Source organism: Thermoleptolyngbya sp. PKUAC-SCTB121 (assembly GCF_016919485.1).
Taxonomy (GTDB): domain Bacteria; phylum Cyanobacteriota; class Cyanobacteriia; order Elainellales; family Elainellaceae; genus Thermoleptolyngbya; species Thermoleptolyngbya sichuanensis.
The window spans coordinates 4,971,771-4,984,835 of record NZ_CP070366.1; the positions used below are offsets into that span (position 1 = coordinate 4,971,771).

11 protein-coding genes are annotated in these 13,065 nt (G+C 55.9%); 9 read left to right on the forward strand and 2 right to left on the reverse strand.

The features are described from left to right. Positions 1-185 precede the first annotated feature (185 nt). Positions 186-617 (forward strand): helix-turn-helix transcriptional regulator, encoded by a 432-nt coding sequence (locus JTM80_RS20265; protein ID WP_172356580.1) that lies wholly within the window; start codon positions 186-188, stop codon positions 615-617. A 157-nt stretch (positions 618-774) separates the two neighbouring features. On the opposite strand, the gene JTM80_RS20270 is transcribed toward JTM80_RS20265, so the two are convergent. Next, complete coding sequence (locus JTM80_RS20270; RefSeq protein ID WP_306467093.1) at positions 775-867, reverse strand: PetM family cytochrome b6-f complex subunit 7; 93 nt, start codon at positions 865-867, stop codon at positions 775-777. A gap of 353 nt (positions 868-1,220) precedes the next feature. Between JTM80_RS20270 and pdxA the strand changes: the two genes are divergently transcribed. Together pdxA and JTM80_RS20280 are read left to right on the forward strand one after the other, a co-directional pair. Continuing rightward, on the forward strand, positions 1,221-2,291 hold the full coding sequence (gene pdxA, locus JTM80_RS20275; RefSeq protein ID WP_172356578.1) for a 4-hydroxythreonine-4-phosphate dehydrogenase PdxA: 1,071 nt from the start codon (positions 1,221-1,223) through the stop codon (positions 2,289-2,291). 244 nt (positions 2,292-2,535) lie between these two features. Beyond that, positions 2,536-2,757 (forward strand): DUF4327 family protein, encoded by a 222-nt coding sequence (locus JTM80_RS20280; RefSeq protein ID WP_084781909.1) that lies wholly within the window; start codon positions 2,536-2,538, stop codon positions 2,755-2,757. Positions 2,758-2,913: 156 nt separating this feature from the next. On the opposite strand, the gene JTM80_RS20285 is transcribed toward JTM80_RS20280, so the two are convergent. Continuing rightward, entirely contained in the window at positions 2,914-3,447 is a 534-nt protein-coding gene (locus tag JTM80_RS20285) for a tetratricopeptide repeat protein (protein ID WP_172356576.1), read from the reverse strand. 391 nt (positions 3,448-3,838) lie between these two features. Here JTM80_RS20285 and JTM80_RS20290 point away from each other — a divergent pair, with 391 nt between their 5' ends. The 6 genes from JTM80_RS20290 to JTM80_RS20315 all read left to right on the forward strand — a co-directional run bounded on the left by JTM80_RS20290 (position 3,839) and on the right by JTM80_RS20315 (position 12,991). Then, a complete protein-coding gene (locus JTM80_RS20290) occupies positions 3,839-5,008 on the forward strand; it encodes a histidinol-phosphate transaminase (RefSeq protein WP_172356574.1) in 1,170 nt (389 codons plus the stop codon). Between the two features lie 198 nt (positions 5,009-5,206). Next, complete coding sequence (locus JTM80_RS20295; RefSeq protein WP_172356572.1) at positions 5,207-6,601, forward strand: hypothetical protein; 1,395 nt, start codon at positions 5,207-5,209, stop codon at positions 6,599-6,601. A 131-nt stretch (positions 6,602-6,732) separates the two neighbouring features. Beyond that, a complete protein-coding gene (locus tag JTM80_RS20300) occupies positions 6,733-8,085 on the forward strand; it encodes a hypothetical protein (protein ID WP_172356570.1) in 1,353 nt (450 codons plus the stop codon). 363 nt (positions 8,086-8,448) lie between these two features. Then, entirely contained in the window at positions 8,449-9,351 is a 903-nt protein-coding gene (locus tag JTM80_RS20305) for a fatty acid desaturase (RefSeq protein ID WP_205370184.1), read from the forward strand. 183 nt (positions 9,352-9,534) lie between these two features. Further along, positions 9,535-10,254 carry an SDR family oxidoreductase gene (locus tag JTM80_RS20310; RefSeq protein ID WP_172356566.1) on the forward strand — a complete coding sequence of 240 codons (720 nt, stop codon included), beginning with the start codon at positions 9,535-9,537 and terminating at the stop codon, positions 10,252-10,254. Positions 10,255-10,522: 268 nt separating this feature from the next. After that, entirely contained in the window at positions 10,523-12,991 is a 2,469-nt protein-coding gene (locus JTM80_RS20315) for a dynamin-like GTPase family protein (protein ID WP_205370185.1), read from the forward strand. Positions 12,992-13,065 lie beyond the last annotated feature (74 nt).

Below are 13,065 nucleotides of genomic sequence, written 5' to 3' on the forward strand. Positions count from 1 at the left end.
TTAACTTTTTATAAGATACACCTTTCATTCTCTAATATTTCGGCCTGCTAGAGAATCCGTTTTTTTGCGAGACGCGCTGAATAGCAAGCAAATTGCTAGGCTAGAGAGAGATTCACCTGTGCTGTGCAGGCTGTAAAGCGGCTTGCAGTTTGTCAAATCTTTATCAAAGCCCAGACCTCAGACCTATGCCCAAAGCAGTGTCCCAGAGGAATTCCTCTCCGCTTCGAGCGGCTGTCAGCGCGTCTATTCCTGAGAATAGCCCCAGTTGTGCGACGGAACATCCTGTTGATCTGGAGCATGTGCGGCAGGCGCAGCGGGGGCTGCTGAGTGTCGAAAAGGCGCAGCGGATGGCAGAATTTTTTGCGCTGCTGGGAGATGCCAATCGTCTGCGGATCGTGTCGGCGCTGGCTCAGCAGGAGCTCTGCGTCTGCGATCTGGCAGCAGTGGTGAAGATGAGCGAGTCGGCGGTGTCTCATCAGTTGCGATCGCTCCGATCGCTCCGACTGGTCAGCTATCGCAAGCAGGGGCGCAACGTGTTCTATTACCTGAAAGATAGCCACGTCCTCAATCTATACCGTGAAGTGGCAGAGCATCTGGACGAGCCAGAGGATAGCTGAGGCGTTGGATTTCGGATTTGCGATTTTAGATTTGCGATTTGGGGTTTGGGAATGCGCTTGGGGAGGGCTGCCTGGTTTTTCGTGCGCTTTGTCGTGTGACCGATCGACGGGGACGCAGCACAGTCTTACAGAAAACCAGGCCAGCTAACCTCAAAAATTACTCTTCGCCGCCTTGGAGCTTCAGCAGCGCAAAGCCCAGCGCTAGCCCCACCAAGATTAGAGTAAATGACAAGAAAGTTGCGTTCAGCATTTCACCGCTCATGTGTTCGATATCTCCTTAGTTTGTTTGCTTGAATTGATTGAGTGGGATGACGTGGGTTTGCGAGCTTGGGAACTGGCGATCGCCCTCAATGCCGCCTTGAGAATGCCGCCATTAGGAAAGCGCTGCCGAGAAAGCGCTGCGGCATAAACCTAGCGTTGACCGGGGTCGAGGTTGCCAGAGCTTGCACCATGCACTTGCACCATGCATTTTAAGGCAGTTTGCAGCCCGTTTGGTGGATTGGCTAAAGGTTCCGCTGATTTGATGAATTGTGCTTGGGGGCTTGGGGCAGGCATTGTCCGGTGTTTTGCGAGGCTCAACAGGTATTTAGCGAGGAGGAAGCAATGGTGCAGCCAAGAGTGGCGATCGCTCTGGGAGATCCGGCGGGGATTGGGGCGGAGGTGGTGCTGAAGGCGCTGGCGGCGCTGGCGGATGACTCCCCAGAAGACCCACCAGAACCGCCCAGCAAAATCACGCTGGTCGGCAACCGCGCTTTGCTGGAACAGACGTGCGATCGCCTCGTGCAGGCAGGGTTCTCCTATCTCCCTGACTTCTCTACGCTCGACCTGCTGGAGGTGCCGCTCGACTCGGCGCTGGTGTCCCAAATTACGCCAGGAGCGGAAAGCGCTGCTAGCGGCGAGGCCAGTTTTCGGTTTTTGCAGACGGCGATCGCCCACACGCTAGCAGGCAAGTTTGACGGCATTGTCACTGCGCCCATCGCCAAGTCTGCCTGGAAAGCGGCGGGTCATGTCTATCCGGGGCAAACGGAATTGCTGGCAGAACAGGCTGGAACGACGCGGTTTGGCATGATGTTTGTCGGGCGATCGCCCCATACAGGCTGGACGCTGCGGGCGCTGCTAGCAACGACGCATATTCCCCTGCGGCAGGTGCCCGATGCCCTCTCGCCCGATCTGATGACGCGCAAACTGGGGCTATTGCTGGACAGCCTGCGGGACGATTTTAGAATTTTGCAGCCGCGAGTGGCGATCGCCGGACTCAACCCCCACAGCGGCGAACGGGGCCAGCTTGGGCACGAAGAATTGGAGTGGCTGACCCCCTGGATTCACCAAATGCGGCAGCAGCATCCCTACCTGACGCTAGACGGCCCCATTCCGCCAGATACGCTCTGGGTGCGGCCGGGCCAGGCTTGGTTTGGCACGTCGCGCCCGGTGCAGACCCACGATGCCTACCTAGCGCTGTATCACGATCAGGGGCTAATTCCCGTAAAGCTGATGGCGTTCGATTGCGCCGTCAATACCACAATCGGGCTGCCGTTTGTGCGGACTTCGCCCGATCACGGTACAGCCTTCGACATCGCGGGTCGGGGCATTGCCGATGCCAGCAGCATGAAAGCGGCAATTCGGCTAGCGATCAGCCTATCCGCACAACGGCTGATCCTTCAAAATCAGTCTTGATTTTAGTAAGTTCGTATCACCAAAATGTTATGGTTTCGTGACTTTTTAACATTTTTTAATCTCACTACCGGGGAACTGGCGTGAGAATAGATATGGTTCAGTATACTGAAATACAAAAGGTAACACTGATTGTAAATAAACGCTAACTTTTGATACAGAGTGTTTCGTTGAGTGTTCCTACGTAGGTCAGTCATGCTTGAAGCACTCACGACGTTTCGATAGTTCTAGCGCAGAGGTCGAAATCATGCTCCAAACCGTTCAATACTCTATGGATCTCCTTCAAGACGAAGCCCGTCAACTGGTTCAAAAAGGGATTGTCAGCCGTCAGCAGCCCATCTACGTCCTCTGCAAGTACATTCCTGCCCGCGAGTGGGCCTGCGTTGAGTGCGAACTTGAAAAATGTGACTTTTTGTTGCGCGATCGCATCGGCGATCTGCTTGGTCATGAAGAGTGGGACAATGACTAGGCAAGCTTAGCTCCAGAACCGTCTGGAGTGACTCTAGCGACACAACCGTACAACTACGGAATCCAAAAAAGTCAACCGGGGATCTCTACGCATAATGGCGGAGTGCCCCGGTTTTTTTGTTCAGTACGAAACGGAATCACGTTCGGTCAGCGCAGACTAGGCAGGCGTGGCGACACGCCGCTTGAGGGACTCGGTGCGCCGTTTGGCAGTGCCGTTTTTCGGGTCAATGGCCAGCGCTTGCTCGTAGGCTTCGATTGCCTGGGTAACCAACTGCTTTTTCTCGTAGGCAAAGCCTAGATTATTCAAGGCAGTAACGTACTTGGGCTGCTTTTCCAGCGCTTCTTTGTATTGGCGAATGGCCAGGTCATATTGCTCCTGAGCGGCATAGGCATAGCCCAGTGCGTTGTAGACCAGAGCCGCGTTCTCGGCTTCTTTCAGGTCTTTGGACTTGAGCGCTTTTTGGAACTGGGCGATCGCCTGCGAATAGAGCTTCTTGTCCAGATAAATGCTGCCTAGTTCATAGTATTCCTGCGCCGTGCCGGGGCCCTTGGTGAGCTTGTTTTGCAGGCGCGTCAGGGCGGTTTCGACCTTGCGGGTTCTAAGCACTTGGCGAAACAGGAAGATACCCGCGATCGCCAGCAGCGCCACCAGCACACTGAGATAGACAACGGGCAGCAAGCTATCGTCCATAACCTTTAACTTCTAACTTCAGCTAAAAGAAAACTAGAAAACTATAAGAAACCCAAGAGAAATCAGACTCAACTCGATCGAGCGCGGCCATTATCCGGCGGCCAGTATCCGATTGAAACGCGGATCCAAAACCTCTTTACGAAACCTCTTTACGAAACCTCTTAGAGACACTCAGACCGCTTTCTTCAGCCTACACCATCGCGCCGATGCATCGAGGGGCGATCGCCGCTAATCCCTGAGATTTGGACAAGTAAGGGCTTTTGGGGTTCAGCGCTGCCGAGCGACTGTCCATCGATGCTGCGTCAAGCCAAACATCAACAGACCACTGCTCGAAAATCGTATGCTATGAGAGGTGATTTTAGGCTGTGTGCTTGCAGCGGTAGGCGGGTTTATGCTTCCCTTTTTGCGCTCCGATTTGGCTCAGTTGGTGTCCTACACGCCCCATCCCGGTGGTGCAGATGCGGCGGCTCACGGCTCTCCGACGCAGCCTGCCCAGGTCGATCGGCTGGATACCAACGAAAGCCCCTACGATTTGCCAGAGGACCTGAAGCAAAAACTGGCCTGGGCCTATCAGCATGAACTGGAGGCAAACCGCTATCCCGATGGAGGACATGCGGCGCTGAAAGGGGCGATCGCCCAATATGCCAACCAGTCCGCTTACCAGTCCGCTCAATCCTCTGCTCAATCCTCCGTAAGCTGGGTTACATCGGCGCATATTTCCGTCAGCAACGGGTCTGACGAACTCATCCGGTCGCTGCTGATTGCCACCTGCCTGCGGGCGGAAGGTTCGGTGCTGGTGGCCGACCCCACATTTTCCATGTATGGCATCACGGCCAATACGCTGGGCGTTCCGGTGGTGCGAGTCGGTCGCAACGCGCAAACCTTTGAAACGGACCTCGCCGCTGCCAGCCATGCGATCGCCACGCCTGCCGCCGGACAGCCCGCCATCCGCATCGTGTTCACAGTCCATCCCAACTCGCCCACGGGCAATGCACTCACAGACGCAGAGCTAGACTGGCTGCGGAGCCTGCCGCCCCACATCCTGGTGGTGATTGACGAAGCCTATTTTGAATTCAGTCAGCAAACCGTGCTGGCAGAACTGCCCCAGCATCCCAACTGGGTGATTCTGCGAACCTTTTCCAAGGCGTTTCGGCTAGCGTCGCATCGGGTTGGCTATGCGATCGCCCATCCCGAACTGGCCGCCACGCTGGAAAAAATTCGCCTGCCCTACAACCTGCCCAGCCTGTCGCAACGTGCCGCCGAGCTAGCCCTGGCGCATCAGGATGCGCTGCTGGCTGCTATCCCCATGCTGCTGTCCGAGCGCGATCGCCTCTTCCAAGCCCTTGCCGAGCTGCCGGGAATCACCGTCTGGCCCAGCGCCGCCAATTTTCTGTTCCTGCGGCTCCAGAACGATCCAGCCGAGGAACAGCTAGAAACCCTATTTCAAAGCCTGAAATCCGCCGGAACCCTCGTCCGCAAAACCTGCGGCGGGCTGCGAATTACCATCGGAACGCCAGCGGAAAACCAGCGCACCCTTAATCGCCTCCGCGACCGACTTTAGCCCGCCTCCAACCCTGCGGCATCTAGACAGAACCCTGCAAACGATTCATAATAAAAGCGAGTTTACAAATCTTAAGAAATAGTTAAGAATTCTCCTTTCGATAAATCCGGTTAGGTCGCTACGACCATTCACGACGATTCACCTTCTGAACGCCCCATAGCAAGCTTTAGAAGGCTTCCCATCGCTTGAGGACGATCGATGCCCGGATTGACCCTACCCCTTGCCCCCGCGCCACCAAGCGCAGCCTTGCTGTCTCAGGCCGCCACCCAGTTTGGAGCGCCGCTTTACCTATATGACCTGGCGCTGATTGAGGCCCGATTTGCGGCTCTCAACCACAGCCTCCCCCAGAACTTTCGCCTGCACTACGCCCTCAAGGCGAACAGCAACCTTACCCTTTCGCACCTGCTGGCGCGACGGGGCGCAGCCGCAGAGGTTAGCTCTCTGGGTGAATTCATTGCCGCGCTGAAGTCGGGCTATCCTGCTGAGGAAACGGTTTTCACGGGCCCTGGAAAAACCAATCATGAACTGGCTGAGGCTCTCAATTACCGCATCGGACTGATTGTCGTAGAGTCGGTCAATGAAGCACGACGGCTGAATCAGATAGCGGCGGAGCAGGGGAAACAGCAGCCCATCCTGCTGCGAATTAACCCCCAGTTTCGCACGCTGAATAGCTGTGATTCTGGCTGCGCGATTGACGCGAAGACGAATAGCGTTGTACACGCTGCCGAGAATCCCAACGCAGCCTCCGAAACCATCGAAACAATCTCTGAGTCAAATGGCGGTCATAATGGCGACACGCTAAGACCCATTGCCATGAATGGGCAGGGTGCGAGCAAGTTTGGCGTAGATGAGGCGCAGGCAGCAGCCGAACTGTTGCAGGTTCAGTCGCTTAGCCATGTGCGGCTTCAGGGAATTCATGTGTTCACCGAAAGCAACGTGCTGGATTATCGGCAACTGATTGATGCGTGGCAAAACACTGTGGCAATCGCCCATCGACTGCGGGCCCAGGGGTTTTGCATCGAGGTCATCGACTTTGGCGGCGGTATTGGCGTTCCCTACAACTCCGTAGATGCCGCGTTTGATGTGCCTGCGTTTGGGGCGGCCCTGCAAGCCCTCTTTAGCCACGAGCCGTTTCATTTCATTTTGGAAATGGGGCGCTATCTCGTTTGTGAGGCAGGCATGTATTTGACAGAGGTGCTGGATATCAAAGAATCTCAGGGCAAGCGGTTTGCGATTCTCAACGGCGGCGTTCACCATCTCTACCGCACCCCCGCCATGCAAAATGCCAGCAAGTTTCTGCGGGTATTGGGTAAAGAGTCATCCGACACGATGCCCACTACGATTGCGGGCCAGTTGCCAACGCCTATCGATGTGGTGGTGCGCGATGCGCTGCTGCCCGTGGATTTGGAAATTGGCGATCGCTTGGTCATCCGCAACTGCGGCGCTTACGGCTTCAATCACTCGCTGACAAACTTTGCGCTGCACCCCGCCCCCGCAGAGGTTGCCATCTGGGGCGATCGCCTAGAGCTAATCCGCGCCCGCAGCCACTACGAGGACTTCTTCCAGCATCAGCGATTAATCCAGTTTGACTAACCCAGTTTTAAGTCTTTGGGGGTTGAAACCGCCGAGTTAATTCTTAGCTCGACTCTGCCGAACGCTTCGCAGGTCTGATTCTGCACTTGGCTGTGCAAAATGCTGTGTAATGAATTGATTCAAAAGGTGTCATGACTAATCTAAGCTACGTGACAATTGGCATTCGTCGAGAGAACGAAGCACGCAAGTTTGAAGCCAGAGTGCCGCTGGTTCCATCCGATGTGCAGCGATTGAAGAAACAGTTGGGCGATCGCGTTCGGTTTATCGTGCAGCCAGCACAACTGCGGACGTTCTCTGATGCTGAATTTGCAGCAGCAGGAGCCGTGATTCAGGAAGACCTATCCGAGGCAGAGATCATCTGTTGCGTCAAAGAGCTTTACCCAGAGCAACTGCTGGATGGCAAAACGTACCTGGTGTTTGCCCATGTAATCAAGGGGCAGCCCGAAAATATGCCCCTGCTGCGACAACTGCTCGATCGCCGCATGACGCTGATCGACTACGAATGCATCACCGATGAAGAAGGCCGGCGGACAGTATTTTTTGGGCGATCGGCCGGGCAGACAGGCATGTTTGAAACGCTGAGGGCCTTTGGGCAGCGCTGCGTAGCGTTGGGCAAGTCCTGTGTGTTTGCAGAACTGAAGCCTGTGTATGAGTATGCAAATTTGGCCGAGGCAACGGCGCATTTGCGGACACTGGGCGATCGCCTCCAGCAAGATCCGGCGCTGCTGGGCGTGACGGACTATCCGCTGGTGGTGGCGATCGCCGGATTGGGCAACGTTGGCCAGGGCGCGATGGAAATATTGCAACTGCTGTCGCCGCAAATCGTTTCTGCAGAGGCGTTGCCCGCGCTGTTTGCCTCTGGTCGCACAGGGCTGTTTCAGTGTCCCCTGCGAAAGCCCGACACGCTCCGCAATGGGGACGGTCTTTTCCACAGTGCCGAGTATGCAACCTTCCCTCAGCGCTACAGCAGCCGCATCCCCGACTTATTACCTTACTTATCCATCTTGCTAAATTGTGTCTTCTGGGCCCCGCAATATCCGCGCATTCTGCCCCACGATGCATTTCAAGCTGCATGGCGACGTGGCAATCATCGTCTGCAAGTTGTTGGAGATCTGAGCTGCGATCCACCTGCGGGCAGCGTCGCCTGTACGGTGCAATCGGGCGATTTGTACAACCCGGTGTTTGGCTATGACCCGATCTCGCGGGCAGTGCTAGAGCCATTTCCTGAACAGGGGATCACCGTGATGGCAGTGGACAATCTATCGGCTGGCTTGCCCCACGATGCCTCCGTTGCCTTTAGCGAAATGCTACGCGACTGGATTCCACCGCTGGTTGCGGCCAAGCTGCGCGGAGACAACTGGGTAGCGACACTTCCCCCGGCCCTGCTGCAGGCCACCGTGACGCATCAAGGCCGCTTGATGAAGGGTTTCCAGCGGTTACAGTCTGATCTAGAACGATATGGTTCTATGGTGCAGCCCGTGTAGCGTCTGGAAATCTTAACCCGCGATCGCCCGTGAAGACTTCTTGACTTCTAGCGTGCGATCGCTGCTCATTTCTGATTGCGCTTGCCTATCCTGATCACCTCCTCTAGCTTGATAAATATGCTGATTTGTCAGGCTTTTTTTGCGTGAAAAATTGATTCTTCTCGATGTACCATCCTGGTGTTCTAAAACTTTCCTAGAAAACACCTGCGGAATGTTTTCTAGACATCATCGGAAGTGCTTTGGCTAACTCTAAAATTAAGGTTAATTTTCATTAAGCATTCTCTATTACATTCATCGTTGATACGACTCAGCTTTTCAATACTGGATTCCCTTTGAATCTTCTCGTCCGACGGAGTACGTATCGTGACCCTATCTGTTTCTACTGCAAGCTTTCTGAAAAAGCTGGCGATTTATGGAGCGATCGCCGCTGTCACTATCCCATGCATCCTCCTGTTCCCATTTCCATTCAGGCTGCCGTTCCAATTTGTGATGGGCGTGATGTTTGCCCACGGGGTCGAGCTTTCTCACGAAATGATTCACCAGAAGCACTTTGGGCGACGCTGGGGCGGGGCGATCGGCTTCCTGCTTGGGCTACCGATGGGTGTGGAGTTTACCCGCTACAGCCTCACCCACAGCTACCACCACCGGGCCGTAGGTACGCCCGAAGACGAAGAATCCTTTTCCTATGACTTTGGCAAGCTGAGCGCACCGCTGAGCTTTTTGCTGCACTTGTCTATGCTGAGTCACTACTGCACAGTGGCTCGCAGTTTGCTGAGTTCCCTATTGGGTCATGAAGCTGCGATTCGGATTAGTATGGGTTCGGCAGGCACAACAGCACCCCGCTGGGCGATCGCCAACGTGATGCGCGGCTACAAAGTCATGGCACTGCTGCTGTTTGGCATGGGGCTGATAACAGCCGTTCTGCAAACGCCTGTGTTCGTTCATCTCTGGCTCGTGCCGCTGCTGTTTGCGGGCCCCGTTCATGCACTGATCGAGCTGCCGGAACACTGGGGCTGTCAGCGAGATACCACAGACATAATGGTCAACACGCGCACGATCTTACCGAGCCGCTTTGCCGACTGGCTGACCAATGGCAACTGCTGGCACGTCGAACACCACTACAAGCCTGCCCTGCCAATGGCCGACCTCCCCAGACTACATGAGGCGATCGCCCCCCAGATCAAGTATCTGAACTTGGGCTACGGCGAGTTTTATCGCGAGTTTTTCACCGAACTATGGAGATCGCCAGTTGCCCCCACTGACTGAAGCCTATCGCAATCTTGGTCGCCGGACATTTCGCCAAGCAGTGAGGGACTGGGTTGAACGACAGATGGAACAAGAGTCAGCACAGGATTAGACCGGGTAATCCAATTTTTTAGAGCCTTTTGCGTTATTTTTTGTGCATGGCAGCGGTGCAGGCTTAGGATATCTTTGGAAACGCAAGAGCGTATGCAAAGACGAATTGCTATTACAGGCGTTGGGCAGGGGCTAGGGCGATCGCTCGCGCATCGGTTCATCACGCTGGGGCATACGGTCTGTGGCTGTGATCTGAATGGAGGGGCGATTGCCCAGTTGCAGCAGCAATACGCCGCCCTGCATCAGTTTCAGAGCGACCCGTTTCAAAGCCGCCCGTTTCAGAGCCACCTGTTTCAGAGCGTGGACGTAACCCGACCGGATCAGGTAAATGCCTGGGCGGAATCGATCCTAGAGCAGGGCGCACCAGATTTGCTGATCAATAATGCGGGCTATACGCCGCCGATGTCTGCCTTTTGGGACTTGCCTGCTGTCGAGTTTGACCGGACGCTGGCGGTCAACGTGCAGGGAGTCGCCAATGTGCTGCGGGCGTTTCTTCCGGCAATGGTGGCGCAGCAGCAGGGCATTATCGTGAATTTGAGCGCCCGCTGGGGACGACAGGGAGCCGCCAACGCTGCTGCCTACTGCGCCAGCAAGTGGGCCATCGAGGGGCTAACCCAGGCGATCGCCCTGGAACTGCCTGCTGGCATGGCGGCGGTCACCTTTTCGCCCGGAGCCGTCCACACCCACGCGCTAGAAGTGGTTTATGGTGCAGAAAAGGCTGCGACCTATCCCAGTCCCGATGAATGGGCAGAGCAGGCGGCTGAAACCCTGCTGGCGATCGCCCCAGAGCAAAACGGTCAAGCCCTGCCCTAGGCGCAAAATTCTGTCGCCAACTCAAAGATTTTCAAAGATTTAAAGATTCAGGACTTACGCACTTGTGATAAGTTTTCTGGGTTTTGGACAATTTCTCGCGAGCGCAGCCCGCGAGAAATCGTCTAGCTGCATAAGTCCTAAGATTTTCTGGAAAACACCGTGATTTCCGAAGTGTGGCAATCCGAACTGATCGGGTTGCGAAGTGTTGCGAAATGGGAATCCTGTCGTTGGAATCTACCCATGTACCAATTCTTGGATTGTCACAGCTATGACTGCTCCTTCACCCCAGGGTCAATCGCTACAAGTCCCGGTTACTCGTTTGATGGAACTGCTGCGCCAAGAGCCAGCGCTGCGATCCCACTTCGATACGACTCAGGTCGAAGCGTCGCTGGCAAAGGCGATCGCCCCTACGTTTGAAATCGTCTTTGCAGGAGCCTTCAGCGCCGGAAAATCCATGCTGATCAACGCCCTGCTGGAGCGCGAATTGCTCTATAGCGCCGAAGGCCACGCTACCGGCACGGAATGCCGGATTGCCTACGCCGAAGCGGGCCAGGAGCGCGTCGTGCTGACCTTTATGAGCGAGGCAGAAATCCGCGAACAGGCGGCGGCGCTGTGCCAGCGGCTAGGGGTGACGGCTCCGGCAGACATTCGCCAGCCCGACGTGGTCAGCCTGCTGCAAGGGCTGTGCCGCGACGTGATTGCCACCGAGGGCGGCGAGAGCAAGTCGGAACGGGCTAAGCAGGCCAGTGCGCTGAATTACCTGCTGGAAGGGTTTGTCGCCAATGGCGATCGCATCCACCCGACGCAAAACCAGACCTATTCGATGGAGCAGTTCCAGTTTGCCACGCTCCAGGAAGCCGCCGCCTACGCCCGCCGGGGAGCTAACAGCGCCGTCCTCAAGCGGATTGAATACTACTGCCATCATCCGCTGCTGCAAGACGGAAACGTGCTGGTAGACACGCCGGGAATCGATGCGCCCGTAAAGCGCGATGCGGAACTGACCTACCGCAAGATCGAAAATCCCGATACGTCCGCCGTGGTGTGCGTGCTGAAGCCTGCTGCTGCGGGCGACATGACCAGCGAAGAAACGGAACTGCTGGAGACGACTCGCAGTAATCCTGGCGTGCGCGATCGCGTCTTTTATGTGTTCAACCGGATTGACGAAACCTGGTACAACACGCAGCTTCGCCAGCGGCTCGATCGCCTCGTGCAGGAGCAGTTTCAGGACACCAACCGGATCTATCGCACCAGCGCCCTTTTGGGGTTCTATGGCAGCCAGATTCGCCACACCAGCGTGGGCGATCGCTACGGGTTAGATTCTCTCTTTGCCGACAGCATTCGCATCAGTGGGGAAATTGAAGACACGCCGCAATTCGTGAATGAATTCAATCGCTACTGCGCCAACTCTGGCAAACTGCCTGCCGATCGCTTTCGCATTGACGTGCGGAGCTATGAATCGCCCAATGAAAACTACGTGCGAATCTTGAACGAACAGGGGCGATCGCTGATTGAGCAGTTGATTCACGATAGCGGCATTGAAACCTTTCGCAACGCTATTACTCGCTATCTGACCGAAGAGAAGCGTCCCCAACTCCTCGCTACACTGGCAGACGACTTGCAGCCCCTCTGCATCGCCCTCCGCAAAGCCTATCTGGACGCATGGCAGCATATCGGCAGCCAGCCCCGCGACCTAGAGGGCATCAAGGCGATGGAATTGCGCCAGCTCAGCCACGACCTAAAGCGCGTTGGCGAAGCCTTTCAGCAGGATATCGAAGCTTCGGTGAATGAAGCCGTTGCCAGCAGCCTCAACACTGCCTTTGAAGACGATTTCAAACGCCTCAAAGCCCGCATGGTCAGTCGCTTGGATGAACTGCTGCAAACCTTTTCCGTCAGCGAGGTGCATCGTCAGGCACAAGCCAGCCATAAGCGCAATTCCGTCGTGCCCCTGTCGGGCATTCTGGCAGAGGCATTCTACTACCTGGCAAACGGGCTAGAAGAAGTGCTGGTAGAATCGTCGCAAGACCTGATGGGGCGCTTCTTTCAGCGGCTGATCGACCGGGTGCGCCAGCAGGACTATTACCGCGATTTGTATCGACTGCTGGGCAACGACGGCGGCATCGAGCAAGCCCTGCGCCGACTGCGCGACCGGGCGACTCTGGCGCTAGAAAACGAGGCCAAGACAGAGTGCGATCGCTACGTGCGGGAACGTCCAGAGTTCTATACCGAGGGCACTTGCTCCATCTGGCAACTGCGGCAAACGCTGCAACAAGCCTGTCGCGGCTACGACTACCAAACGATGATCGAGGCGGAACCCGCAATTCGCCAACTGCTCAAGCTCGACTTTGAGCAAAAGGTGAAGGACACCATCACCCGCACCTTCCGCCAGACGATTAACCAAACGCTGAATACGCACCTGCTGCCTAGCGCCCAGCAGCAGGCAGACCACATCCTCCAGCAATACGACGCGGCCCGCGCCTATCTGGCCCGCGTGCTGGAAAAGGAAGCCGAGGAAAAAATTCGCCAGCTCGATCGCCAAAAGGCAGACCTAGAGCAGCACATCGCCGCCTACAACGAGGCGATCGCCACGTTCAATCAGCATCTAGAAACCATGCAGCTTGATCGCAAGGCGTTGCCCAGTATCAGCGAGACAGATCTGGTCATTTTGCCCGCCGAGGAACCCGCCGAGACGCTGGAAACACCGGAAATCGCGACAGTAGAAGAAGGGGCGATCGCCTAATTTCAGCACCTTGGGAAACCCGGTCGTTCTCAACGGGCGATCGGGTTCCCTGCCTGCTTGTGGGATAGGGCGAT